Annotated in this window: 20 protein-coding genes and 3 tRNA genes; 8 read left to right on the forward strand and 15 right to left on the reverse strand. The window is 47.7% G+C overall.

Annotation, left to right across the window (positions count from 1 at the left end):
* Positions 1-189 precede the first annotated feature (189 nt).
* From RDN79_RS06860 to RDN79_RS06875, 4 genes are all read left to right on the forward strand, one after another.
* Positions 190-1,638 (forward strand): hypothetical protein, encoded by a 1,449-nt coding sequence (locus RDN79_RS06860; protein ID WP_298553332.1) that lies wholly within the window; start codon positions 190-192, stop codon positions 1,636-1,638.
* Entirely contained in the window at positions 1,610-3,004 is a 1,395-nt protein-coding gene (locus RDN79_RS06865; protein ID WP_298553334.1) for a GDSL-type esterase/lipase family protein, read from the forward strand. The genes RDN79_RS06860 and RDN79_RS06865 overlap by 29 nt, the downstream gene beginning before the upstream one ends.
* Positions 3,005-3,076: 72 nt before the next feature.
* Positions 3,077-4,627: an MBOAT family protein gene (locus RDN79_RS06870; RefSeq protein WP_298553358.1), complete on the forward strand. Its 1,551-nt coding sequence runs from the start codon at positions 3,077-3,079 to the stop codon at positions 4,625-4,627.
* A gap of 102 nt (positions 4,628-4,729) precedes the next feature.
* A complete protein-coding gene (locus tag RDN79_RS06875) occupies positions 4,730-5,188 on the forward strand; it encodes a hypothetical protein (protein WP_298553336.1) in 459 nt (152 codons plus the stop codon).
* Positions 5,189-5,241: 53 nt separating this feature from the next.
* Here the strand turns inward: RDN79_RS06875 and RDN79_RS06880 are convergent, their stop codons facing one another.
* Positions 5,242-6,099 carry an AraC family transcriptional regulator gene (locus RDN79_RS06880; protein WP_298553338.1) on the reverse strand — a complete coding sequence of 286 codons (858 nt, stop codon included), beginning with the start codon at positions 6,097-6,099 and terminating at the stop codon, positions 5,242-5,244.
* A 210-nt stretch (positions 6,100-6,309) separates the two neighbouring features.
* Between RDN79_RS06880 and RDN79_RS06885 the strand changes: the two genes are divergently transcribed.
* Positions 6,310-6,666, forward strand: coding sequence for an Hpt domain-containing protein (locus tag RDN79_RS06885; RefSeq protein WP_298553340.1), 357 nt, complete (start codon positions 6,310-6,312; stop codon positions 6,664-6,666).
* Between the two features lie 3 nt (positions 6,667-6,669).
* Positions 6,670-9,036: a response regulator gene (locus RDN79_RS06890; protein ID WP_366139643.1), complete on the forward strand. Its 2,367-nt coding sequence runs from the start codon at positions 6,670-6,672 to the stop codon at positions 9,034-9,036.
* Here the strand turns inward: RDN79_RS06890 and RDN79_RS06895 are convergent.
* Entirely contained in the window at positions 9,031-9,276 is a 246-nt protein-coding gene (locus tag RDN79_RS06895) for a hypothetical protein (RefSeq protein ID WP_298553342.1), read from the reverse strand. The genes RDN79_RS06890 and RDN79_RS06895 overlap by 6 nt on opposite strands.
* A gap of 21 nt (positions 9,277-9,297) precedes the next feature.
* A complete protein-coding gene (gene mfd / locus RDN79_RS06900; protein ID WP_298553362.1) occupies positions 9,298-12,663 on the reverse strand; it encodes a transcription-repair coupling factor in 3,366 nt (1,121 codons plus the stop codon).
* Positions 12,664-12,908: 245 nt separating this feature from the next.
* Between mfd and RDN79_RS06905 the strand changes: the two genes are divergently transcribed.
* Entirely contained in the window at positions 12,909-13,073 is a 165-nt protein-coding gene (locus RDN79_RS06905; protein ID WP_308573023.1) for a hypothetical protein, read from the forward strand.
* Positions 13,074-13,127: 54 nt separating this feature from the next.
* Here the strand turns inward: RDN79_RS06905 and RDN79_RS06910 are convergent.
* The 11 genes from RDN79_RS06910 to RDN79_RS06960 form a co-directional block, all read right to left on the reverse strand.
* Positions 13,128-13,201, reverse strand: a tRNA-Arg gene (locus tag RDN79_RS06910).
* A 33-nt stretch (positions 13,202-13,234) separates the two neighbouring features.
* Positions 13,235-13,311: transfer RNA gene (locus RDN79_RS06915), tRNA-Arg, on the reverse strand.
* A gap of 33 nt (positions 13,312-13,344) precedes the next feature.
* A tRNA-Arg gene (locus RDN79_RS06920) sits at positions 13,345-13,421 on the reverse strand.
* Positions 13,422-13,496: 75 nt separating this feature from the next.
* Positions 13,497-15,812: a patatin-like phospholipase family protein gene (locus RDN79_RS06925; RefSeq protein WP_298553346.1), complete on the reverse strand. Its 2,316-nt coding sequence runs from the start codon at positions 15,810-15,812 to the stop codon at positions 13,497-13,499.
* Between the two features lie 230 nt (positions 15,813-16,042).
* A complete protein-coding gene (gene htpG, locus RDN79_RS06930) occupies positions 16,043-18,094 on the reverse strand; it encodes a molecular chaperone HtpG (protein ID WP_298553348.1) in 2,052 nt (683 codons plus the stop codon).
* Positions 18,095-18,414: 320 nt separating this feature from the next.
* Positions 18,415-19,971, reverse strand: coding sequence for a sodium:solute symporter (locus RDN79_RS06935; protein WP_298553350.1), 1,557 nt, complete (start codon positions 19,969-19,971; stop codon positions 18,415-18,417).
* Positions 19,968-20,108, reverse strand: coding sequence for a symporter small accessory protein (locus RDN79_RS06940; RefSeq protein ID WP_298553352.1), 141 nt, complete (start codon positions 20,106-20,108; stop codon positions 19,968-19,970). Before RDN79_RS06940 ends, RDN79_RS06935 begins: the two co-directional genes overlap by 4 nt.
* Before the next feature lie 13 nt (positions 20,109-20,121).
* On the reverse strand, positions 20,122-20,547 hold the full coding sequence (locus RDN79_RS06945; RefSeq protein ID WP_298553354.1) for an acetolactate synthase: 426 nt from the start codon (positions 20,545-20,547) through the stop codon (positions 20,122-20,124).
* A 42-nt stretch (positions 20,548-20,589) separates the two neighbouring features.
* The gene (locus RDN79_RS06950; protein ID WP_298553364.1) at positions 20,590-21,891 is read right to left on the reverse strand and encodes a phenylacetate--CoA ligase family protein; all 1,302 of its coding nucleotides are present in this window, start codon (positions 21,889-21,891) and stop codon (positions 20,590-20,592) included.
* 566 nt (positions 21,892-22,457) lie between these two features.
* Positions 22,458-23,000 carry an RloB family protein gene (locus RDN79_RS06955; protein ID WP_308573024.1) on the reverse strand — a complete coding sequence of 181 codons (543 nt, stop codon included), beginning with the start codon at positions 22,998-23,000 and terminating at the stop codon, positions 22,458-22,460.
* A gap of 8 nt (positions 23,001-23,008) precedes the next feature.
* Positions 23,009-24,253 carry an ATP-binding protein gene (locus RDN79_RS06960; protein ID WP_308573025.1) on the reverse strand — a complete coding sequence of 415 codons (1,245 nt, stop codon included), beginning with the start codon at positions 24,251-24,253 and terminating at the stop codon, positions 23,009-23,011.
* Positions 24,254-24,979: 726 nt separating this feature from the next.
* On the opposite strand from RDN79_RS06960, the gene RDN79_RS06965 reads away from it, so the two are divergent.
* On the forward strand, positions 24,980-25,255 hold the full coding sequence (locus RDN79_RS06965; protein ID WP_308573027.1) for a hypothetical protein: 276 nt from the start codon (positions 24,980-24,982) through the stop codon (positions 25,253-25,255).
* Between the two features lie 93 nt (positions 25,256-25,348).
* Here the strand turns inward: RDN79_RS06965 and RDN79_RS06970 are convergent, their stop codons facing one another.
* Entirely contained in the window at positions 25,349-25,831 is a 483-nt protein-coding gene (locus tag RDN79_RS06970; protein WP_298548498.1) for an energy transducer TonB, read from the reverse strand.
* Positions 25,832-25,834 lie beyond the last annotated feature (3 nt).

The raw sequence follows: 25,834 nt of genomic DNA on the forward strand, positions 1-25,834 counted from the left end.
GTTTGAGCGAAGCGAGTTTCAGACGCGACAGCGAACGAAGGGAACGGAGTAGCGAAGCAGGTTCGGCCTTGATCTTTTGGTTACTTTTGGATCAAGCCAAAAGTAACGGATATGTATATATGAAACGACAGAGTTTGTAATAAATTGCGTTTGTTTCTTATCTTTGTGGCTTCGAAAGAGAGGACTTAGATGAATAAAGATAATAATTTCGGCAGGCTTTTGCTCCTGCTACTGATTGCGTTAGGTATCTGTTTGGGGCTTTATTACTTACCGGACCAGCTGTTCGGAATGAAAATAAAAAAGGTTGATTTGCTTTCCGATCTCAGGGTAAAGCCTGAATCCCTGTCTATGGATTCCTTGCGTATGCAACTGGAACAACCGGATACGGTCCGGATAGATTCGGCCGCCATGCGCGATTCGATCCTGAAAACGACCGGTATCGATTCCGTCGCCCTTGCACTGCGCGATTCGCTCTACAAGGTTATGTACGCGGACAAGGGAGCCGATTCGCTGGGAACGCGTATCGAGGATTACTCCGTCGGCCACATCGGCCTGAAACGGTTCTTTGCCGCTTTGAGGAATAGCAGGCAGGCGGATCGCCCGGTGCGTGTCGCCTTTTTGGGCGATTCGTTTATCGAAGGCGATATCGTGGTGGCCGATTTCCGTTCGGGAATGCAGGAGCGGTTCGGAGGGCGCGGAGTCGGTTTCGTCCCGGTTACGTCGGTAGCCGCCCAGTTCCGTCCGACGGTCGAGCAAAAGGCCGAAGGCTGGACCACCTGGTCCATGCTGACGGACCACCGTCACCGGTTTACGCTTTCCGGGATGACGTTCGAACCGAAAGGCGAGAAGCCGACTATCTCGGTCAAGACGACAGACCGCTATCCGGAATTGAAAACGGTTTCTTCCCTCAAGCTCTTGTATGAAAAGAATACCCGCACCCGGATGACGTTGGTTTGCAACGGCACGCAGGACACGATCCGCGAAACATTGGAGCCGACATCCGTCATCACGCAATATGAACAAACAGGGACCTTTACGGAAGCCGCTTTCAGCTTTGCCGATACGGCCGGTTTCCGGGCTCTCGGAGTCGCGCTCGAAGATAATTCCGGGGTGATCGTGGACAATTATTCGTTGCGCGGCAATTCGGGGATGATCCTTTCGAGGCTGGACAGCGCCCGTAGCCGGGAGTTGAACGCGATACGCCCCTATGACCTGGTCGTTTTGCAGTACGGGTTGAATATCGTCAGCGACAGCATGCTCCAGTACGGCTGGTACGCCAAGCGGATGGAAGAAGCCGTACGCCACGTGCGCGTCTGTTTCCCCGATGCCGATATCCTGATGTTGGGCGTTTCGGACAGGAGCCGGCAGGTGGACGGGACATTCGAAACGATGCCCGCCGTATTGGCCTTGCTGCACGCACAGCGGCAGACAGCCCGCCGTTCGGGCGTCGCGTTCTGGAATGTCTTCGGGGCGATGGGAGGAGAGAACAGCATGGTCCGCTTCGTGGAGAACAACTGGGCCAGTAAAGATTATACGCATTTGAGTTTCAGGGGAGGAAAAGAGATCGCTTCTGCCTTGTTGAAAGCAATATTATTAGAAAAGGAGTTTTATGATGAAGCAGACAAAGTGGCTCGTTAGCCTATCGGCTTACCTGGTTTTGATAGGCATCAGCGCCGCCGGTGCCAAAGGAAAGCTACCCGGTTCTGCGTTAAACGTGGAATTGCAGGGGAACCGGCTTTATCAGGATAAAGATAGTTCTTTGGCGAATCCGCGCCAGGCGCGGGAACCGGCCGGTTTCGACACGATCCCGCTCCCTTCCCGCACTTATTCGATCGGGAAGGAGATCGACTCGATCCTGTCGCCCTCGTCGTTGCAGCCCTTCTTTGCCGGACTGGATTCGCTCAGGGCGGGAAAGGACACCGTATTGACGATCGTCCATTTAGGCGATTCCCACATACAGGCCGGTTATTTTTCCGGCAAGATGATGCGTCTCTTGCAGGCGCAGTTCGGGAATGCCGGACGCGGATGGATCGCTCCGTTCAAATTGAGTAAGACGAATGAGCCGGACGACTATTTCATCTCTTCTTCCGTCCGCGAATGGGTGGCGGGACGTTGCATCCAGAGTAATAAAAAATGCCCGGTCGGGATCGGCGGGATCGGCATCCAGTCTGTTTCCCCCTCTATCAATTTGGATGTCCGGATAGCGCCTAACAACGGAGCCGGCTATTCCTTCAACCAGGCGATCCTCTACCGGGGGGAGAAAGCCATGCCGATGTTGCCGGCAGGCCCGCTCAAAGATTCCGTAAAGACCTCGTTGGCCACGGCTCCGGCTGTCGCAGGTGTCCTGGCCGATACGTTCCGTATCGCTTATCCGGTAGATACGTTGCAGTTGCACAGTACCCGGCGTAAACAGGGAACGGATCAGCTGCTTCCGGCCTCTTCCTTCAGGAATGTCTATTACGGTTTCAGCCTGACAAACGGCCGTCCGGGCGTCCTCTATCATTCGGTCGGTGTGAACGGGGCGATGTATGTCAATTACACGGATGAGTCCTACGTGCGCCAGCTGGCTTTGCTGAAGCCTTCCCTGCTGATCATCTCGATGGGAACGAACGAGACTTTCGGCCGCCGTTTTAACTCGGAAGAGTTTGGCGGGCAGGTACGCTCGTTTGTCTCTCTCGTCAAGAAATATATGCCTGGTACGGCCATCCTGCTCACCACTCCGCCGGAATGTTACAAACGGACGTATGTCAACAAGAAACGGACGTATGTCCGTAACGCGAACACCCAGCTTGCCGCCAGGACAATCGTGAGAGCGGCCCGTGAGGAAGGCGTTGCCTGCTGGGATTTGTTTGCCGCCACAGGAGGGAAAAGCTCTTGTGCCAAATGGCAGAAAGAAAAGTTGATGGGCCGCGACCGCATCCATTTCACAAAGGAAGGCTATCGCGAGCAGGGAATCTTGTTATACCGTGCCCTGATGCAGGGCAAATTGAAAAGTGAGAATTGAAAATTGAATAATAAAATGGACGGATTTATAAATATAAATATGTGGACGGGATTATTGGCGGATTGGAAAGTAATGGACATTCACTTTTCACTTTTCACTTCTCACTTTTCAGTTGATAAATTGAAAGACCTTTTAATTTATCAGCAAAATGCCCCGATATTATTCAGCAGCGGATTGTTTTTCTTTCTTTTCATCGGTTTCCTGATCATTTATATGTCGCTCAGGAAACATCTGTTGGCACGCATCATCTATGTCACGTTGTTTTCCATCTATTTCTATTATAAGAGCAGCGGATTGTTTTTCTTTCTCCTGCTGTTTGTCGCGACATCCGATTTTTGCATCGCGCGGTGCATGGCCGCGACGGCTTCCCGGTGGAGGCGCAAGGCGTGGGTCGTCCTGAGCCTGTGTATCGACCTGGGGCTGTTAGGCTATTTCAAATACTTCAATTTCCTCCGCGAGATCGTGGCTGCCGCCGCCCACGAATTAGGATACCAGTTAGGAAATACGTCGTTGCAGAGCATCACCTATCAACCCTTGGATATCTTCCTGCCGGTCGGCATCTCCTTCTTTACGTTCCAGACCATCAGTTATGTGATCGACGTCTATCGGGGAAGGATCGAACCCCTCCGGCGTTGGATCGACTATGTCTTCTACGTCTCTTTCTTCCCGCAACTGGTAGCCGGTCCGATTGTCCGGGCACGTGATTTCATCCCGCAGATTTACAAGACGCCGGTCGTCACGCGGGCGGAGTTCGGCGAAGGGCTTTTCCTCGTCTTGTGCGGGCTTTTCAAGAAGACGGTCATCTCCGATTATATCAGCCTGAACTTCGTCGACCGTATCTTCGATGCCCCTTTGCTCTACACCGGGGTGGAAAACCTGTTGGGCGTGTATGGCTATGCTTTGCAGATCTATTGCGACTTTTCCGGCTATTCGGATATGGCGATCGGGATCGCGTTGCTGTTGGGGTTCCGCTTTAACATGAACTTCGATTCGCCTTACCAGTCGGCGACCATCACGGAGTTCTGGCGGCGTTGGCATATCTCGCTTTCTTCGTGGTTGAAAGATTATCTGTATATATCGCTCGGAGGCAACAGGAAGGGGAAAATACGAACGTATCTGAACCTGCTGATTACGATGCTGCTGGGCGGTCTGTGGCACGGGGCTTCCGTCAGCTTCATCCTTTGGGGCGCCCTGCATGGGGTCGCGCTGGCCGTCCATAAGTTCATGATGAACCATTTCAGCAGCTTCAAGCCGTTGGGATCGGAAATGAAGCCCTGGAGAAGAGTGTTGGGCGTCCTGGTCACTTTCCATCTGGTTTGCTTCGGCTGGATCCTGTTCCGTGCCGACTCGATGCAGGCGGTAGGCGAGATGCTGACGCAGATTTTCACGAACTTCCATCCGGAGGTCTTCACGCAGTTCGTGATGGGCTATAAAGGCGTATTCGTTTTGATGGTGGTGGGGTATGTCCTGCATTTCATGCCGAAATCGGCGGAAAACGGCTTGCAGGCAGTCGTGACCCGTTCCCCTTTGCTTGTGCAGGCGGTGATGCTGGCGATTGCGATCTTCGTGGTCGTGCAGTTCAAGAGTGCCGGCGTGCAGCCGTTCATCTATTTCCAATTCTGAAAAGGGAGGATACCGATAGTTGGTTTTAAGGTGACGAAGGTGGGTTGGAAACATTCGGCATGAAAGAAAAAGAGAGTACATTTGTAGTTAAGTTATAATGATATGAAATTGAAATTTGTTTCATTCCTTTTGATCTCATTGTTGGCAACATCCGTCTGTGGGCAGGATAAAATGCCCGCAGATAATTGTTGTTGTGGCATGACGGAACAGACTGTTTCTGGTGTTTCGGATATCTCAGCGACGTTTGATCATCCTCAAATCCAACAGTCCGTCTATTGGAAAAGGCATAAACTCTTCAAGACCTTGGGATGGACCTCTTTGTTGGCCGGGGTTGGCGGAGTGGGGTATGGGCTTTTTTCAGATATGTCTCAGGACAAAGCGATAGGAGCGCTGATTGGTGGAGGCTGTCTGGTGTTAGCCAGTGTCCCGATGTTCGGTTTGGCCCGTTCCAACAAGCAGAAAGCCCGTTCGCTTTCTTTGCAAGGCCGGAGCCTCGTTTCGCCGTTGCCAAACGGTTCTGTTTCTTATCGTCCGGGACTTTCATTGTGCTTGAATTTTTAACGCTTTGTGTAAGAACGGTTGTAAGCATCCGTGCGCGTGAAACGGCAGCGGATTCAAAAAGTATATGATTTCCCTCTGTATTCCTGTGGCGTCATCCCTACATGTTGGCGGAAAAACTTATTAAAGAACGACAGGTTGCTGAACCCCAATCCGATCGCAATCTTTTTGATTTCGAGGTTCGTGCCTTTTAATTCGGCTTTGGCATCCGTGATGATGATTTGGACGATGATTTCCAACGGAGTCCTGCCAATCGCCTTTTTTACGGATGTACAGAAATAGGAAAGTGTCAGCCCTAACTTCTCCGCATAAAAAGAAACGTTATGCTGGGTGGTGTAAAATTTTAGCGCCAAGTCTAAAAAGTTCTGGAAGATCTCGGTATAACGGTTCAACTCATGTTCATCCAATGGCTCGTTTTTTTTGTATAGTCCCACGCTTCCCTGGCTGCAGATCATGAAAATTGCTTTTGTCATCTCTTTGTTGACCACCGTATGGAGACGGGTGGTATATCCTGATAGAACGTCATAAAAGTCTTTGAACAGACAAGCCGTGCTTGCAGGAACAGGCATGATCGGTTTCCGGTATATGTACGTTATGCAATTCATCGTGCTTCTTATGTAATTGACGCACCCCATGAAATCGGAAGAAAAAGCGACTAAATAGAGTTCGATATCCGGAGAAATCGTATGTACTTCTACAAAACTGTTCGGCACAAGCGTTATGACATTGTATTGTTTGACGATACATTCGGATGAATTTACGGAGCATTCTATGGTGCCTCCCATGCAGAGGATAAAAACGGCGGATCTGATTTTAAAGAAGGAACCGATATAGGGTCTAAGCTCACTGGCGGAAGTGTACTTGCTAACCATAATATCCGTAGGTGAATCGAGCCAGGTAATGTGCTTATCCATGTTTGAAATTTCTTTTTGGCGTCAAATATAGATATTATTTGATATCCCGGAAGTAAATGAAAAGAATGGAACATATAATGCCAAAAATGAATTTTGCATCTTATTGCCGATAATCCTTCCTTTGCAGAAGGATAAGAATCATAATTTCTTATGAGCTATTAATGGTGTGGTCAGAGGGATGTTCCCAAATACTTTATTAACTTATTTTATATGACAAGCGAATACAAACAAGAACTGGTCGGTGTGGGGGTCGATGTCGATAAAGCGTTAGATCGCTTTATGGGGAATGAAGCGTTATATGAAAAATTTCTGTTGAAATTTATTCAGGATCGTTCTTTTCAAAGAATGATCGGGTTTATAAATGCAGGAGATATTTCGCAAGCATTTATGCAGGCTCATACGATGAAAGGCATTGCTGCCAATCTTGAACTCGGATATTTATTGGAAGTCCTGGTCCCGATCACGGAACAGCTCAGGCATGGGGAATTGGGAAGGATACCGGAAGAACAAGAGGATTTGGAAATCCGTTATAACAAACTGTGTACTATAATCAGAAAATATCGTTGAATCATGCAATCGGAAACAAATCTCGAATATAGCCTGCTGATGGGGCTCACAGGTGTCAGTGTCAGCAAGCATCTGTTGGACGAACACTTCACCCTTTTGTGGGCGAATGATTTTTATTATGATCTGATAAAGTATTCCAAAGAAGAATATGAAACTCTTTTTCACAACAGGCCGGATTTATATTATAAGGAACATCAGGATCTCTGGAACATATTAGCCGGAAAAGTTTATGAAACGATTGAAAATAAAGCGGAAGGCTATGAACTTGTCACCCGGATGCCGGTGAAGGGCGGACTGAGATGGATCAAATTGACTTCGACCTTCACCGATCAGCTTCAGGACGGTATCCCGATGTCCTATACGGTCATGACCGATGTGGAAGACATCATGCAGGCGCGGCTGGAACAAACGATTGCCTACGAGAATCTTCCCGGTTTCATAGCCAAGCATAGGATCAGAAAAGACGGTGGTTTTACGCTGATGGAAGCAAATGACAAGTATAAGCATTTTGCGGGTGTAGACGAGGGATCTTTCTCCTCCTTTACGCCTTTTTCGAGGTTGGATAGGAAAAGCCGTAAGTTGCTGAATAAGTATGTCCCGCGTATGCAGAAAGGTGAATCCGTCCACTTTGTCATCCGATCGGAAAGCTGTTGCGGGAATGATGTCTGGTTGCAATTGAACGGGGAGTGCATCGGGTGGGAAGGGGAAGAACCGGTGTATCTGATCGTGTATATCGATATCACGGATATCACCGAACAGCGTGAGCTGCAGAAAAAGCTGGAAGAGCAGTCGATGCAATTGAAAGAGGCGCTTATTGCGGCAGAAAAAGCCAATCAGGCTAAATCCGATTTCCTGGCGCGTATGAGCCATGATATCCGTACTCCGATGAATGCGATAGTGGGGATGACGGCAATATCCGCTGCTCATATCGATGATAAGGAGCGGGTTTTAGATTGTCTGAATAAGATCACGGGCGCTTCCAAACTGCTGCTTAGCCTGATCAACGAGGTGCTGGATATGTCTAAGATCGAAAGTGGAAGGTTAAATCTGTCTGCCGATGAGTTAAACATCGGGGAACTGCTGCAAGACCTGATTGTCATGATGCAACCGGAAATTAAAAGCAAGCGGCATAAACTGGATATTCATGTGATGGGAATACAACATGAGAATGTAATCGGTGACACGCAGCGGATTAAGCAGGTACTGATGAATATTCTCTCCAATGCTGTTAAGTACACTCCGGATGGAGGAAGGATCCTGATAAGCATCGACGAGCATCCTTCGCAAGATGGAACGGGGAACTATGAGTTTGTGTTTGAGGACAACGGGAGAGGGATGGAGCCCGAATTTCTCGAAAAGATTTTCCAACCGTTTGAACGGGCCGATGACCGGTTGATCAAAGGCATACAAGGGACAGGACTTGGGATGTCTATCAGCCATAAGATCATACAATTGATGGGTGGAGAGATCCGGGTCGAAAGCGAATATGGAAAAGGTTCCCGTTTCACGGTCAAGATGCCTTTACGACTTCAGGAACAAGCTACAGCCGAGACAATAAAGATCCGGGGATTGTCCGTCCTCGTGGTGGATGATGACCGGATCGCTTGCGAGAGCACTTGCAATTGCTTGGAGGAAATCGGTATAGATAGCGAATGGGTTTGTTCCGGCCGGGAGGCGATCGCTATGGCTGAGAAGCGGCAAAAGATGAACGACGAATACTTTATCGTTATCATGGACCTGAAGATGCCGGACATGAATGGCATTGAAGCCACTCGCCTGCTTAGAAGAGCGATAGGCCCGGACGTACCGATCATCATTTTGTCTGCTTATGACATAGAAGAATATGAGGCTGATGCCAGGGAAGCGGGAGCCGACGGTTTCATCTCCAAACCGCTGTTCAAATCAAAATTGCTTCAGGTGCTGAATAAGTTTACGAGGAATGAGGAGATGAAATCCGTGGCAAGCCCCAGGAAACTGTCTGTTGCCGACTACACCGGCAAACGGATCCTGCTGGTGGAAGACAACGAATTGAACCGGGAGATCGCAGTCGAAATAATCGGAAGCACAGGTGTCACAATCGATACGGCGGTAAACGGGCTTGAAGCCGTAAACAGCGTATCCCGATCGGCAGAAGGCTACTATCAAATGATTCTGATGGATATCCAGATGCCGGTCATGGATGGCTACGAGTCGACTCGCCGTATCCGGACGCTTGCCCGCTCGGATGTCGCTAACATACCTATTGTTGCCATGACGGCGAATGCCTTCTCCGAAGATGTGATGAACGCCATCGAAGCAGGGATGAATTACCATCTGGCTAAACCGATCGATATCGCAACTCTGATGAAGGTGCTGGATAAATACTTATGAACCTTCTTGTGGCTTAAGGGCCTTTTTATTCTCTTCATTGACCGGGTTCTTTCCCTCCGGCGTGCGGTTCATGCCGCGGAACGTGTTCGGAAGGGCAAACGGCGTGCGGTTCATGCCTCGGAACAGGTTCGGGAGGGCAAACGGCGTGCGGTTCATGCCTCGGAACAGGTTCGGAAGGGCAAACGGCATGCGGTTCGTGCCGCGGAACGTGTTCGGAAGGGCAAACGGCGTGCGGTTCATGCTCCGAACCCCGGTTCGAGGTTAACCCCGCTCGATTGTCCGGACTTTTTCTATCTCATCGAGGTAGCCGCAGGCCGCCTCCACCGTCGGTACGTTCTTGATCACGATACTGCGTTTTCCGTTTTGTTCGCGAAGCGTGCATTCACGCGGATGCTTCTGGATGAAGCCGAGCAGTTTGTCGAAAGCTTCGCTCTCATAATAGGGACTTTCGGGATTGGTGACGAGGAAGATGCTCATCTGCCCTTTTTTCAGAATGATTTTTTCCATGCCTAACGCTTTTGCCATGCGGCGGAGGCGAACGACACGGATCAGCTCTTTCCCTTCTCTCGGCACTTTCCCGAAACGGTCTTTCAGACGCTCGGTGAAAGCAAGGATATCACGTTCTTCTTCCATCTTGTCCAATTCGCGATAGAGGGAGACGCGCTCGGAATCGTTCGGGATATAGGTCGGCGGGAACATCAGTTCCAAATCGCTTTCAATATAGGTCTCGCGGACATATTCGCTACCGGTGTCGGGCCGCTTTTCGGTGGCATCGGAATACAGGTCGGCAAATTCTTCCGCTTTCAGTTCGTCAACGGCTTCTTCCAGGATCTTCTGGTACGTCTCGTAGCCCAGATCGGCGATGAAACCGCTTTGTTCGGCTCCTAACATATTGCCGGCTCCCCGGATGTCGAGGTCCTGCATGGCGATATGAATGCCGCTTCCTAATTCCGAGAAGTTCTCGATCGCCTGCAAACGGCGGCGGGCTTCCTGCGTCAGGCTTGACAGGGGCGGAGAGAGGAGGTAGCAGAAGGCTTTCCGGTTGCTTCGCCCGACACGGCCGCGTAATTGATGCAGGTCGCTGAGTCCGAACTGTTGCGCGTTATTGATGATGATCGTATTGGCATTCGGCACGTCGATGCCGCTCTCCACGATGCTCGTGGCGATCAGCACGTCGTATTCGTAATTCACGAAATCCAGAATGATCTTTTCCAGCTTGTCCGGCTCCATCTGCCCGTGCCCGACGGCGATACGGGCATCCGGCACTTCGCGTTTGACGAGCGCCTCCATTTCATAGATATTCTGGATGCGGTTGTTGATGAAGAAAACCTGCCCGTTACGGCTCATCTCGAAGTTGATGGCTTCGCGGATGATGTCCGGGTTAAAACGTTCCACCTCCGTTTGGACCGGGTAGCGGTTGGGCGGGGGGGTCGTGATGCTCGACAGGTCGCGGGCTCCCATCAGCGAGAATTGCAGGGTACGGGGAATCGGCGTGGCGGTCATGGTGAGCGTATCGACGTTGGCTTTCAGCTGGCGCAGTTTCTCTTTGACGGACACGCCGAACTTCTGCTCCTCGTCGATGATCAGCAGGCCGAGGTCTTTGAATGTGACGTCTTTGCCGACGATGCGATGGGTACCGATGATGATGTTGACCTCTCCCTCCTTCAGGCCTTTCAAGGTTTCCCTTATCTCTTTCGCCGTACGTGCCCGGCTGATATATTCGATCCGGCAGGGAAAATCTTTCAACCGTTCGGAGAAGGTCTGGTAATGCTGGAACGCCAGCACCGTAGTGGGGACCAGCACGGCCACTTGCTTGTTGTCCGAAACGGCTTTGAAAGCGGCGCGGATGGCTACCTCCGTTTTTCCGAAGCCCACGTCTCCGCAGATCAGGCGGTCCATCGGGCGGTCGTTCTCCATGTCGGTTTTGACATCGGCTGTCGCTTTCATCTGGTCCGGGGTGTCTTCGTAGATGAAGCTGGCTTCCAGTTCGTGTTGCATGAAGCTGTCCGGGCTGTAGGCGAACCCTTTTTCCTGTTTCCGTTTGGAGTAGAGGAGGATCAGGTCGCGGGCGATATCCTTTACTTTCGACTTGGTGCGTTCCTTCATCTTCTCCCAGGCTCCCGTTCCGAGCTTGCTCAGCTTGGGCGGTTCCCCGCTGTCCTTGCCTTTATACTTGGACAGCTTATGGAGGGAGTGGATGCTGACGAATATGATGTCGTTGTTCTGATAGATCAGCTTGATGGCTTCCTGCATCTTGCCGTTCACTTCCGTGCGGACCAATCCGCCGAACTGTCCGACGCCATGGTCGATATGTACGATGTAATCGCCGGTCGTGAATTGGTTCAACTCTTTCAACGACAGGGAAAGCTTCCCGCTTCTTGCCTTGTCGCTTTTCAGGTTGAATTTATGGAAGCGGTCGAACAACTGGTGATCCGTGAAAAGGCAGACGCGCAAAGTCTCGTCGGCGAAGCCTTCATGGATGGTCTTGTTGACAGAGGTAAAGGGGAGATCGTCTCCCCGGTCCTCGAAGATGGCCCGGATGCGGGCGGCTTGCTTTTCTACGTCGCTCAGTATATATAGTGTATAGCCGTCTTCTAAATATTTGTGGAAAGATTCGCTTACCAAGTCGAAGTTTTTGTGATAGATCGGTTGTGCCTCCATTGAGAAAGCCAGGGTGGCATCGGCTACTCCCGTTGGCCGCGTACCGAAATGGAGCCGGCGGAAACCGAGCGCCGCACGCAGGAAATCTTCTCCGGTAATCAACTTGGCCCGTAGTTGTTCGATGTCGGCAAACGATTCTTCGTCCCCGATGACCGGCTCTTCATTCCAGATACTGCCGATGCGCTCTTTTACCCATGCCAGGTCTTTGCCGGCGAGCAGTGTCTCGGACGGCAATGAATCCAGCAGGGACGAGTTGGTCCGGTTCCCTTTTGTCATTTCGGGCACGATATGGATACTGTCCAGTTTTTCTTTGGATAGCTGCGTCTCCACATCGAACGAACGGATCGTCTCTACCTCGTTTCCAAAGAAGTCGATACGGTAGGGAAATTCATACGAGAACGAGAAGACATCCAAGATACTGCCGCGCATCGCGTATTGCCCCGGTTCATAAACGTAATCTACCTGCTCGAAGCCGTATTCGTCCAGTACGTCGGAAACAAACATATTGTCCAACTTCTCGCCGACACTGATCTTCAGCGTGTTTTCTTTCAAGACCTCCCGTGAAATCACTTTCTCCGCCAATGCTTCCGGATAGGTGACAATGACGAAGGGGACAGTCGGATCCTGCAATGTACTGAGAACTTCCGTCCGCAGGATCTCGTTGGCCGGGTCCACATGCCCGTACTTGATGGCACGCCGGTAGGCAGAGGGGAAGAAATAGATTCCGTCGCCTCCGGTGAGCTGCACCAGATCATGATAAAAGTAGCCGGCTTCCTCCAGGTCGTTCAACACGCACACATAGCTCCCCCTTCTTTTTGAAAAAAGAGAAGCTATTGTCATTGCGGCCCCTGAACCGTTCAGTCCTTTCAGAAATATATTGCGGGACGTTTCGCTTTTTAACAGGGTATTCAATGCCGCCACCTGCGGATGAGCGGCATATTGTTTTAGTAAATCTTGTACCTCCAATGTGATATGTTCTTTTCGCAAAGGTAGAGTTTTTGTTTAAAATAGTAGATATGTGCAGTCTTAAATCGATTAAAATATGCACTTCACCCAAGATACTGTTTCGGCATCTCGCGCTCCGCCTGCAACGGATTGACGTGGCGAAATGAAAAAATATCAGAGGTCGGTGAACAATATAAAAAACAAGACTGTTTATCTGGGTATATCAAGTAATGTAAATTCGAATAATCTAAAAAAACATGAAAAGTATGATATCGTACACAGACGCTGAAAACGGAAAGGTTGCTTTGATACAGGAGATATTGGGTGTTAAAGACATACAGGATATTGATTTGCTCTACGAATTGCATCAGGAGTTTATGGAGGCGCAAAAGAAGGCGGGAAATAGTGAAGAGCAGAATGAACTTTCATGATGCCTCAAAAAACAAGAAAAGAGAATGCTAATTGGTAACATTCTCTTTTTTTTGTGACCGCGACAGGATTCAAACCTGTAACCGGCTGATCCGTAGTCAGCTACTCTATTCAGTTGAGCTACGCGGCCAATCTTTATATTTTCGTTTAAACTTCATCTGAATGGTGACCGCGACAGGATTCAAACCTGTAACCGGCTGATCCGTAGTCAGCTACTCTATTCAGTTGAGCTACGCGGCCAATCTTTATATTTTCGTTTAAACTTCATCTGAATGGTGACCGCGACAGGATTCAAACCTGTAACCGGCTGATCCGTAGTCAGCTACTCTATTCAGTTGAGCTACGCGGCCATTATTTCGTGATTGCGAGTGCAAAGGTAGCACTTTCTTTTATATTTGCAAGCCTTTTTGATATCTTTTTTTTAACTAATCAAGCATCTTCGGGTTAAATATCAGATAACCAATATTCAAGCCGAAATTGAAATTTTTCGCCGGATAACTGTATCCGTTTGCGTACAGGCTGATGCTGGCGAAGGGCAATTGCAAAACAAGGGCTGCTTCTCCCATATACTTAAAAGAATGAAGGAATTTCCCGTAATAGGGGATGGCCGTGTATGTGCTGTTGTTCCATACTTCTTCTTTCTTTATCTCGTATAACGGCGCGAAACCGTACATGTCGAGGCGGAAGTGCAGCAGTTTGCTGAATTTCCAGATCGGCGATAATCCGAATGCCACGTACTGGTTGGCACGGAACGCTTCGTTGAAGACAATCTGGCTATGCGGCGTCGGCGTGAAGGCGGGCGCTTGCAAAACGGAAGCCGTGTAGTTGTTCATCAGGTTCTTGCTGGAGAGCACGAGCTCACTCATAAAACCGAGGTTGAAATGCGGGCTGATCGTCTTGTACTGTTCCCATTCGCCTTTCATTTGCAGCCAGCTATGGACTTTCCGGTCGAATGAGCCCATATCCGTAATGGGGGACGGCATATACTTTTCTGTGCCGGTTACATATTGCGCCACTAAGAATTGTTTTCGCCCGGAGATCGGATATTGTTTGTAGTCCAACGAGTTACGTTCGATGCTGAGAGAGCCGGCAAACAGATCGTACCAGCTGTGATCGGTGGTCGCGTTCGGAAATGTCATGTTGGAAGTCTGGAAATAGTAATCGTTCAGCCGGCCGTATGCAAAACCGATCTCCGCTTTGGCACGGTTCAGGAACGGGAATCCTAACTTGACCTTCGTGTACAATTCTTTCTGGTGGATGAAAGCCGGCAACACGTCTTCGTAGAACAAAGACTGGCTTTCGGAGTATTTCTTGTCCGAGAATACGCCTTGCCAGTTCAGGTAGGTCGGTATCCTCGTCTGCAAATAGATACGGCCGTTCAGCATCACGCCGCTGAAAGAATTGCCGACCTGGAAATTGGCATTCACATCGGCGGCATACCGTCTCAAATACTGGTATCCCAGTCCGAGGAACAGCTGGTTGGCCTGATAGGAGGAGATGTTGCCTCCGAATCCGACTGTGATCTCTTCCTTCATCTTGACATCGAGATACAGGTCGAACTTCTTTTCCTTCCGGTTATAAACGGCGTGGGGTAATATCTCTTTGATCTTTGAATAGGTCAGCATCTTGAAATAGGCCCGCTTGAATTCTTCCATCGAGAACTCATGGTTGATGTCGCGATGTAGTTGGGATTCAATGTACTTCTTCTGCGATTCATTCACCCCTGTCACATATATATTCTGGAAAATCAGCGGAGGGAGGCCTTGCTTATAAGCCTCGCGGCGTTTGTTGACTTCGTTTAGTTCCACACGCCGGGGGACACGCGCTTTGATGGAGTCGATCATCGCCATCGTCCGCTTGTAGCCGATATCCATCAAATCCCGCGCTTTTTGGAAATCGAGCAGGGAGACGGTAGGGAAGCTGAACTTGATCATCATCCCTTCGTCTTCCGGAACGTCGTATTCCGTCTTCTGCATGATCATCGTTTCAAGCTGGTTATAAGGATTGGACGAAGGTTTGTTGTCGCCGCCTGCCACTGTCGAACCGAAGATGAAGTCCGGGTGGAAAGCCTCTTTCATCGGGCCGACCGGGAAGTTGTCGTAGATGCCGCCGTCGAAAATGGGAACGCTGTCTTTCCAGATCGGCTGGAAAAAGAAAGGGAATGTCATCGATGCACGGACGGCGTCTCCGAGGTCTCCATTCTTGAAGATAATGGCTTTCTTGCTGTAAATATCCGAGGCCACGCAACGGAACGGGACGAAAAGATTGTCGAAATTCCAGCCGGCTTTTGCCGTAGCCTGCGAGAACAGGGCCATAAACGCCTGGTTCATCTGGATCGGGTTGATCAGGCTTTGCGGGAAGAAACTGGCTTTCACCTGCAACGAGTCGGTCATGTCGATGGAGAAATGTCCGAATTCCGGTGTCGGGTCGGGGCGTTTGAAATAGTATTTGTATTCGTTTTCCACCGTACCGGTCTGCCAGTAGCTGAACTCCTCGGAGAGCATCAGGTCTACCATTTCTTCGGGCGTATATCCCATCGCATAGAGGCTGCCGACGATCGCACCGGCAGATGTCCCCGTTATGTAATCAATTGGTATTCCGTTTTCTTCCAGTGCTTTGATCACTCCGATATGGGCGGCTCCTTTCGCACCGCCGCCGCTCAGAACCAATCCCACTTTCTGGGCATATCCTATTTGTAAGGCCGCGAACAACAGGGCTGTCAGTACAGCTATTCTTTTCATACTTGTATCTTCTCTGCTTAATGAATTCAAATGTAGTCGTTATTTCTCAGACTACAAGAGTTTGAGATATATAAAATACAACATAAAATGGGTCCGTTTTGTTAATCATGCGGATAAACTTGATTCCGGTTGCCGGCCGGAATAAAAAAGGGTGTCCGACTTCCCCTTCCCATATCAAGTGCGGAAATGGGGATTTTGACACCCTTTTGTTATTATTTTCCGGCTTCGGTTTAACCGATCATCTGAACGCTGCGTTTGATGAACCGGCTCAATGCCTCGCCTTTCAACATGCCGTTTGCCAACAAGGCAAGGTCGATCAACTGGCTGACCAGTTTGTTTTCACCGGCATATTCGGACAGGATGCTGTTGCGTTGTTCTACCAGTTCGTCGATCTTTTTGTTCGTATTCGTCATGTCTTCTTTTTCTTCGGAAGTGATTTCTTCTTCTTTCTTTTTGCTTTGAGCCTCACGCAGGTCGGACTGACGTGTCTTCCAGCCTTTCAGGTCCGAAAGAATCGGATTCAGTTTTTCGGCACAGGCCGCTTCTTCTTCGGTCAGGATTTTCTTAACCAGTTCATGGTCTGTGTTCACTACCAAGTTGTAGTTGTCCGGCAATTCGCCATAGAACGACATGCCGGGCTGCATGGCTGACATTTCACGCATACGGCGCATATACTCGCTTTGTGTCAGCATGACCGGGTTGGAACTTTCGCCCAATGCTTCGAATGTGACAATAAAGTCCGTCTTCTCGATCTTCGGCAGCTGGCTCTTGAACATCTCTTGCAGGGCATTCTTTTCGTCCTCGTTCAGCGTCACCTTGTTGACATCGTCCTTGCGGATCAGATTGTCGATCGTGTCACTATCCACACGGACGAAGCGTGTCTTTTCGAACTTCTGTTCCATCTGGCTGATGGCATGGACATCCAGCTGACCGTCCATGATCAGCACGCTGTAGGCTTTGTCTTTTGCAGCCTGGATATAGCTGTACTGGTCATTGGCATTTGTTGTGTACAGGTAGATCAGGTTGCCTTCCTTGTCTGTCTGGTTGGCTTCCGTCAGCGCTTTGTACTCTTCGAATGTATAATATTTGCCGTCTACATCCTTCAAGAGGGCGAATTTGGCTGCGCGATCGTAGAATTTTTCTTCGCTCAACATTCCGTACTGGATGAAGAGTTTCAGGCTGTCCCACTTTTCTTCGAATTGCGGACGGTCGTTCTTGAACATTTCTTCCAGGCGATCTGCCACCTTTTTCATTATGTGGTTGGAGATCTTTTTCACGTTCTGATCGCTCTGCAAGTAAGAACGGGACACGTTCAGCGGGATATCCGGAGAATCGAGCACGCCGTGCAGCAATGTCAGGAATTCAGGGACGATGCCTTCAACCGAATCGGTGACGAACACTTGATTGCTGTATAACTGGATTTTGTTGCGATGCAGGTCGATGTTGCTCTTGATGCGCGGGAAATACAGGATACCGGTCAGGTGGAACGGATAATCCACGTTCAGGTGAATCCAGAACAAAGGTTCATCGGACATCGGATACAGGTCCTGATAGAATTTCTTATAGTCTTCATCCGTCATATCAGTCGGCTTGCGAACCCATGCCGGCTGGATATCGTTGATGATATTGTCTTCGTCGGTATCGACATATTTGCCGTCTTTCCATTCCTGCTTCTTCCCGAATGCGATGGGAACCGGCAGGTAACGGCAGTATTTGGTCAAGAGGCTGTTGATCTTGTCTTTGTTCAGGAAATCTTTGTTCTCGTCGTCGATATACAGGATGATATCCGTACCGCGATCTTCTTTTTCAGTCTCTTCCAATGTATATTCGGGTGTGCCGTCGCAACTCCATTTCATAGGAACGGCTCCTTCTTTATACGATTTGGTGACGATCTCCACTTTCTTGGCAACCATGAAAGAAGAATAGAAACCAAGTCCGAAGTGGCCGATGATGGCGGCTGCGTCGTTCTTGTATTTTTCAACGAACTCTTCAGCGCCGGAGAAGGCGATCTGGTTGATATATTTGTCGATCTCTTCGGCAGTCATACCGATACCGCGGTCGGAGATTTTGATCGTATCGCTATCGAAGCTGACATGTACAGTCAAATCTCCCAGTTCTCCTTTGAACTCGCCGACAGAAGCCAGTGTCTTCAACTTCTGCGTTGCATCAACTGCGTTAGATACCAGTTCACGAAGAAAAATTTCGTGATCACTATACAAAAACTTTTTGATGATAGGGAAGATGTTCTCACTCGTAACACCGATGTTTCCTTGTTTTGCCATAATCCGATATAAAATATTTTGATGTTATACTTATTGTTACCTATAACTATAATTGTTCACGCAATGTTTAGTTACAAAAACAATGCCAAACGAACAAAATGACATTTTGACTGACAAGTTATCAGGGGTGGAGGGGAAAAGGGAAGGCATGTATATAAAAAATTAAAGGCTGTCTCACGACAACCCCTAACCAACTTTGTTAACCTTAAATCTAATACTATTATGAAAAAACCACATTGCAAATGTACGGATACTCCTGTAATTGTCAATAGGTAAAGTATTAAATTTTGTTCTTCCGATTTTAATAAAATCTAATATCTTCAAATATCTTGCTTTTTATATGTTATCAGGCTTACGAGAACCATCGCAAGGGTGGATAAAGGCAATGCGAACAGGATCGGATCGATGGCGAACCAGGGATAAACGTCGATCAGGACATCACGCCCAAACAGCATATTGCATAAACCGACCGCCCCGGCTTCCGCCTTGTGGAGGAACAGCATGGCGAACAAACTTGCCAGCGCTCCCGTCCATAAACTTGCCAGCGCTCCTTCCTTGGTCGCTTTCTTCCAGAAAAGGGAACAGAAGTAGGCCGGGAGGAAAGTGGCGGCACAAATCCCCATGAACAGGGCCGTTCCGCGTGCTATGACTCCTGCGCTCAGCGTATAGCAGATTATGTAGCTGACAAGGATGGAGCAAAGCACTCCGATACGTACGCCTATCGTCGAGTTGGCATTCTTCCTATGTCCCAGCTTGGGGAACATGTCTGCCCCGAAAGAGGCCCCCATCGTGTGGAACTGGGCACTGAGCGTAGACATACTTGCCGACAGGATGCAGAGCATGAAAACGGCACTGAACCATTCCGGCATTGCCCGGTCGATGAACAGCGGTATAATCTTGTCCATGTCCTTGATGGCTTCCGATGCAACCACGCCTTCCGTTTTCAGGAAAAAGAGGTTCGATAACGCTCCGACATGATAAATGGCTCCGACGGTCACGATCAGGAAAACACAACCGATCAGTACGCCCCGGTTCAATTGCTTGGTACTTTCCACCATCATGAAGCGTACGACCAACTGAGGTTGGGCAAGGCAGCCGATGCCGACTCCCAAGATCAGCGAGGTTACGAGGGTGTACCATTGCGGAGACCCGGTTACCGGCATGGCTGTCCATCCCTGGTGTCCTACCTCCTTGAACCGTTCAGGGACAAGCGGGGCGATTTCCGTCAGTTTCCGGTTGGCTTCGATAAAGCCCATATCCATCACCCGATAGAACCAGAATAGCAGGAACAGCATGCAGGCGAACATGATGACGGCTTGCAAAGCATCCGTATATAACACGCCTTTAATACCTCCCGTGATGACATAGGCCGCTACTATAAGCGTGAAAATAAGCAGTGCCAGATGCAGGTCTATATGGAACATCTGTTCGATGAACACCGCACCTCCTTTCATCACGACTGCTGCATACAGCGGCATGCCGATAAAGATGATGGCGGCAATGAATATCTGTATGGCACGCGAATTGTAGTGCAATCCCAATAATTGCGGGAATGTGCGGGCATTGTACTTTTCGCCTAACTTACGGGTGTTCCGCCCGAATATGATAAAAGCGATGACGACGCCCATAAACATATTCAATAAGCAAAGCCATTGGATTCCCATACCGAACGTGGCCGCAACCCCTCCGAAACCGACAATGGCCGATGCGGAGATAAAGGTCGCCCCGTAGGAAAGGGCCATGATGATGGGATTCACTTTCCGTCCCCCCAGCAGATAGTCGCTGGCATTTTTCGTCTGTTTGTATCCGATGTATCCCAGCCAGGCCAGGATGAACATATAGATGATTACTACGATACCTAAAGTCAGTGTGTTCATTTTTCCGGCTGTTGTGGGTTAGTACTATCCTCGTCGCCTTTATTCCAATGGGTTACACCGAACCAAATGGAATAGAACAGGCAGACGAGGGCTAACAGGTAGGCCAGCCATATGCCGGGATCGCTTATTCCGAACATGTATTGTTGCTTTTTATAATTTGATCAAATCACTTTCATTAATATATTCCAGATTCTGACGACGGATCACTTCGCGGGCGGCTTCCCGGTTGTTCGTCCGTAAGATCAGGATCGATTTCTCATTGGCTGAGAAGCAATACATATATTCGATACTGACGCCGGCTTTCGTGAAACAGGACAATGTCTGGGCAAAACTGCCTGCACAGGAGTTTGTGACGATTGCCAGCACATCGGTCAGGTTCGCGCTGACATTGTTGCTCTTCAGGATTTTATAAGCCTTTTGCGGATCGCTGACTATAATGCGCAGGATTCCGTATTCGGACGTGTCTGCTACCGTTGCGGCAATAATCCGTATCTTCTCTTCGGCCAGTAAAGCGAGGATTTCGCTTAACTTACCGTATTTGTTTTCCAGAAAAATGGAGATCTGATTGACTGTCATGTTGATTTATGATTTTAGATGTATGATGTATGATGTATGAGTTCAGCAAAGTTTACGCAAGTCTTTTACCCGGACGGCTTTTCCTTCCTGTACCGGCAGGGACCCTTTGGCCACCAGTTTGAGATGGGGAGTCAGAAGCAGCTCGTCTTTCAACTGGCGGGTGATTTCCTTTGTCAGACGTTGCAAAACGCTGTAATCATCGGTAAACAGGTCGCTCAATTCCACTTCGATCAGCATCTCGTCATTGTTTCCTACCGTTTCGATTGTAATCAGATAATTGCTGCCCAGTTCTTTAAACTGCATCAGTATCTTTTCGATCTGGATAGGGAAGAGGTTGACCCCTTTCAATATGATCATATCGTCGCTGCGGCCTTTGAAACGTGCCAGGCGTTTGTGCGTCCGTCCGCAGGGGCATTCGCCCGGAAGGACACAGGTCAGGTCGCGGGTACGGTAGCGGAGCAAAGGCATAGCCTCGCGATTGATGGTCGTCAGGACCATTTCGCCGACTTCACCTTCTTTTACCGGTTGCAGTGTGACCGGATCGATAATTTCTACGATTACATTATCTTCCCAGATATGGAGTCCGTTCTGTTCCGTACATTCGAATGCGACGCCGGGACCGTTCATCTCCGACATCCCGAAACAGTTGTATGCTTTTACGCCTAACAACTGCTCGATCCGGCGGCGTTGTTCTTCCGAGTGGGGTTCGGCGCCGATACAAACGGTGTGCAGTTTGGTGTCGCGTCGGGGATCGAGGCCCATTTCATACATCACTTCCGCCAGGCGGGTAGCATAGCTGGGAATGATGTGGAGGCAGGTCGTCCCGAAATCCGTGATGAACTTGATCTGCCGTTTGGTATTTCCTGCTGCAGCCGGTACGGTCAGGCAGCCTAATTTTTCAGCTCCGTATTGAAACCCTAATCCGCCGGTGAACATTCCGTAGCCGGAAGTGTTCTGGAATACGTCCGTGTCGCGAATGCCTACCATATACATACAGCGTGCCACCTGATTGGCCCATTGGTCCAGGTCTTTGGCCGAGTGCAACACGACTGTCGGGTTTCCGGTCGTGCCGCTCGACGAGTGGATGCGGACGCAGTCCTTGATAGGAATAGCCGCCATGCCGTACGGATAATTGTTGCGAAGGTCGTCTTTCGTCGTGAAAGGGATCTTTTGCAAATCGTCCAGTGATTGGATACTGTCGGCTGTTATGCCGTTTTCCTTGAAAACTTTGTTGTAGAAAGGAGAATTTCCGGCTGCTTCAATTGTCTTTTTTAATCGCTCCAACTGTAGTTTCTCCAAGTCTTCGCGATTCATGGTTTCAATATCTTTCTGCCAATATTCCATCGTTTTTTGCATTATAATGTGTTTGATTCATGTTATTAGGATGCAAATATATTGTTAATTTCGGAGAAAATCCATATTATTGGGATAATAGTTGAAGGAAGTTTGAAATATGAAACGTAAGCTTAACAAAAGCGACATCAAAATTTGTCAAACTTACGTTTCTACAAAAAGCTCTCTTGTTAATTGTCAAATCTCTTCACCATTGTCTGATGCCAATGTTGTGCATTTACGACTCCGCAAACCAATATCATCGTGATAAACAGTATTCCTGTTTTCTATTTTCTCGTTGTACACATAGTTATTGTTATTTCGTTATACATTCATGTTCCACGAACCTTTTTATGAACTCATTCGTATGGGCGTTCTATATAAAAGACTTTGCAAAGGAATAAAAGTAAAATGGAATAAATGATTTTTTTCAATTCACTCTATGAAAATTATCATCACATGAAGTTTTTCTTTTTGACATATTATTTTTTTAGAATGTCAGGCTACTTTCACTGTCTCTGAAAGAATTTCCATCCTCTACCTACAATTTTATTCCCCTATTCTCCATGATTCTCAAATTACAAACTTTCCAGCAGTTCTATCATTTTATAGATGGTAGTTGACGGATTATTATATGTCTCCAACACCTTGGCTCTTGCCGTTGCTTCTGATGTTTTTTCGGACAGTTGCTGTTTCTCATTTAATGCCAAAATTCCCTTTACATAGTGTTCAAGATGTCTTTTCAGTTTCTTGATGCAAGCGTTTTGAGTTAGTTCGGCATGACACTCCTCAAAGTGTAGCAAATACCACAACTCAATACATGGATTCGACACCAGCAATACTGCATCTGGAATACTTTGCAGGTGTTCCAGCATCCTGTCCACATCAAGGTCATACATTAGAAATGTTTTATCATTTTCGGTTACAATATATTCCCGCTTGCAATTCTCTATATACCGAACGGATATGTTTGAATCGCTCTTTCTTGGGATAATCTGAATAGGTGCACGGTATTGTGAACGGAGGTGACTGATATAAGCAACCTCAGACTCTCCTTCACAGAAAACAAAGAAGTTTGGCTTCATTGTTTTGCCTTTGGATTTTCTTATTTGTCGTCCCATATCAGTTTCTATTTTATAAAACTATCCGTCTGTTCGTCAATATACGGGATGGCATCGAAACGACCTTGCAGATATGCCTTCTCTGCATCCAGCCCGTCGCGGAAATCTTTGTAATCAAACAGCGAATACAAATCCGAGGACCCGTCATCCCGTTTGTTGACAAAATATATCTGATCCTTGCGCAACTTGTTGGTATTAAGCAGGTATGTATTGTGCGTAGTATATATCAGCTGCGCCGATTCGCTTTTATTGAACAAACCGATAATATACTCTACCAATTTTATATGCAGCTGCGTTTCGATTTCATCTATCAACAATATTTTATTATTCTTTACGATATCCAGAATTGTCAGCATCATACTGAATAAACGTTGTGTTCCATCAGACTCTTCTGCAAAAAAGTTGAAAGGAACATCTGGGTTATTCCTGTGATAGGTCGTAATGACCAGCTGTGGTTTCTGAATATCTTCTACTGACAATATTTGATTGTCTGCAGGGTCAATCACTGCAGTAGACAGGACTTTATTCTCGTGCCGGCTGTCGATTTTGACAATGTCGCTGTCGGCAATTCGCAGCACATTAAGGAACTGCTCTTTGTTCTCATTCAACAAGCGCTCGACAGAGAACGAATTATATCCGAAATAATTCAGAATAAAACGTTCATTGAAATATCGAAAAACATCTTTTGCAACATCACGATCCATCTGGCTGGCACGCGATACGAAAAGCGTTTTCTTGGACGTATTGGCAGCAACATCCAAAGGGCGGCGAATCACTGAACGGAATTCATAGATATCCTTTTTGGCGGGTCCCTTTGTCTCATCACGAGAAAATACCAGCGAACGCCGGCCATTCGGATAATAGTACAGTGCCTCTTTCAGTATCTCAACTTTATTGAGTTCAAAAGAATATTCATATTCGATACCGTCAAGAAGGAATCGAATGGAGAATGTACTTGGCTTCCCAATACCCCCGAATTTGAACGGAGTAAAGGCAAATATCGTATTCTCGTTGTAATTGTGAGATGAGAATATCATTCCCACGCAAGCGCGAATAGCCTTGATAATACTGCTCTTTCCGGAGGCATTTGCACCATAAATGGCAACAGTTTTAAGCAACCGCTCACCACCGCATACAAATGTATTATCTTCAAGTTCCTTTGCCTTTTTAGTCTGGATGCTTGCTGCCTGCATATCCAGCACCACCTCATCTTTAATTGAGAAGAAGTTGCTCAAACGAATTTCAAGTACCATTTTATTCTCAAAATTTGTAATTCATTTGCAAATATAACAAATTAAATGACAAAATCATAATTCGGACAACTTTTTTATGGATTAAAGGTAGCCTGCATAAAGTATTGTTATATAGGGATCGTTCGACAACCCAAAGAATGATGTTTCTATATCTGTGTGTCTATTCACTGCTTGCAACTCATAAACCTTTGAATTGGCTGACGCAATTTGACACACTTACAGTAGTTTATTATCTGCCATTTGCATGGTCGATACACGCTTGTCCGCTATACAGCCCGATAGCCTTTGGGGTAGCTAATACCCTGACTGTCATTTGTCATAGAGAGTAATGTCCATACAAGCAGCAGGCTGAAACATGAAAGATTGTCCGAAACAATACAAAATAGTATGGCAAATAGAAACACTTTAAATGCGACCAAGTGCAATGGATGAAACTAAGTGAAATGTGAAAAGCGGAGATTCGCCTAAAATATTGATTTTGTTCCTGTTTTCGTACTCGGTTTGTTCTTCACTTTTGTGGCTTTTGCCGAATCTTAGAACCAAATTGTTAAAAAGTACAATATCCCCTATTGCAACATCTTTCTAATTTGAATGAAATTTTGAATGATTTATGTATGACGTTTTTATTTTCTTTATAGAAATTCGTTGGCAATTAGTAGAATAAGATCGGCAAGAAATTGAGAAACAAAGAATATTTGTTACTGAAAAGCAAGGACTGCTAACATTGTGAAAAAGCTAAACTTCCGGAGAATCGTCTGTAGCAAACAAAAGGTGGACATGAGCCTGAATATCCAAAAAGCGATGTACCGCTTTTTTTGCCACGAAGACCGTCTTCATGCCTATGACGACCGTTCTTATCGCCGTGACGACCGTCTTCGTGGTACATGGTCTCGGCATCTCACGGCAACGACGACCGTCTTCAAGGTGAAAAACTGCGCAACTCATGGCAAAAAATCCTTTCTGTTGCAGAAAAAACCGGAAATGACGGCTATTCCTAAATAATATGTTTCGTTGTTAAAGAAACGATAATATACAATAAGTCCATCCGGATTAGTCACGAAGATAGCCACTCTGACAGTTTTTGGACAGAGGGTATCACTCCTGTACTTTCGCTCCCCGCATACGGAAAATAACGGGAAGGGAGAAACCGGTTCGTACCGCTTTTTTGTCAATAGTTCCCGGATGCCATTTCGGGAAAGAACTGATGACACGAATCGCCTCCTTGTCCAAAGAAGGGTAGAGGCTGTCTCTTTCTTGAATATGAATATCGGATAAGCGGCCGTCTTTTTCAACCACGAACCGGCAAATCACTTTTCCTTGTTTCTCGATCTTCCACGCATCTTTTGGATATCGGATGTTGTCGGATATGAATTTCATGATTGCTTCTACATCTTTAGCGTAATTTTCTTCCGATCCTCCGTATAGATAATAAGGCATGTGATCCACGCGAAGATACACTTTGTCATCTCCTTCCGTATCGCCTTTTTGAGCAAACAAATTCAGAAGGGTAACGAATGAAAAGATAAACAGGCCGAATGAAATACGCCAACACGACTTTCTTGCTTTTTTTGTTTCCATGCG

Source organism: uncultured Parabacteroides sp. (assembly GCF_902493135.1).
Taxonomy (GTDB): Bacteria; Bacteroidota; Bacteroidia; order Bacteroidales; family Tannerellaceae; genus Parabacteroides.

Bases quoted from the DNA above. Each gene is read 5' to 3' on its own strand.
- RDN79_RS06955 (WP_308573024.1), bottom strand. From the start codon at position 23,000: ATGGGACGACAAATAAGAAAATCCAAAGGCAAAACAATGAAGCCAAAC.
- RDN79_RS06925 (WP_298553346.1), bottom strand. From the start codon at position 15,812: ATGAAAAGAATAGCTGTACTGACAGCCCTGTTGTTCGCGGCCTTACAA.
- RDN79_RS06875 (WP_298553336.1), top strand. From the start codon at position 4,730: ATGAAATTGAAATTTGTTTCATTCCTTTTGATCTCATTGTTGGCAACA.
- RDN79_RS06940 (WP_298553352.1), bottom strand. From the start codon at position 20,108: ATGTTCGGAATAAGCGATCCCGGCATATGGCTGGCCTACCTGTTAGCC.
- RDN79_RS06865 (WP_298553334.1), top strand. From the start codon at position 1,610: ATGATGAAGCAGACAAAGTGGCTCGTTAGCCTATCGGCTTACCTGGTT.
- RDN79_RS06885 (WP_298553340.1), top strand. From the start codon at position 6,310: ATGACAAGCGAATACAAACAAGAACTGGTCGGTGTGGGGGTCGATGTC.
- RDN79_RS06935 (WP_298553350.1), bottom strand. From the start codon at position 19,971: ATGAACACACTGACTTTAGGTATCGTAGTAATCATCTATATGTTCATC.
- RDN79_RS06860 (WP_298553332.1), top strand. From the start codon at position 190: ATGAATAAAGATAATAATTTCGGCAGGCTTTTGCTCCTGCTACTGATT.
- RDN79_RS06880 (WP_298553338.1), bottom strand. From the start codon at position 6,099: ATGGATAAGCACATTACCTGGCTCGATTCACCTACGGATATTATGGTT.
- RDN79_RS06905 (WP_308573023.1), top strand. From the start codon at position 12,909: ATGATATCGTACACAGACGCTGAAAACGGAAAGGTTGCTTTGATACAG.
- RDN79_RS06895 (WP_298553342.1), bottom strand. From the start codon at position 9,276: ATGAACCGCACGCCGTTTGCCCTTCCGAACACGTTCCGCGGCACGAAC.
- htpG (WP_298553348.1), bottom strand. From the start codon at position 18,094: ATGGCAAAACAAGGAAACATCGGTGTTACGAGTGAGAACATCTTCCCT.
- RDN79_RS06890 (WP_366139643.1), top strand. From the start codon at position 6,670: ATGCAATCGGAAACAAATCTCGAATATAGCCTGCTGATGGGGCTCACA.
- RDN79_RS06970 (WP_298548498.1), bottom strand. From the start codon at position 25,831: ATGGAAACAAAAAAAGCAAGAAAGTCGTGTTGGCGTATTTCATTCGGC.
- RDN79_RS06945 (WP_298553354.1), bottom strand. From the start codon at position 20,547: ATGACAGTCAATCAGATCTCCATTTTTCTGGAAAACAAATACGGTAAG.
- RDN79_RS06960 (WP_308573025.1), bottom strand. From the start codon at position 24,253: ATGGTACTTGAAATTCGTTTGAGCAACTTCTTCTCAATTAAAGATGAG.
- RDN79_RS06870 (WP_298553358.1), top strand. From the start codon at position 3,077: ATGGACATTCACTTTTCACTTTTCACTTCTCACTTTTCAGTTGATAAA.
- RDN79_RS06950 (WP_298553364.1), bottom strand. From the start codon at position 21,891: ATGGAATATTGGCAGAAAGATATTGAAACCATGAATCGCGAAGACTTG.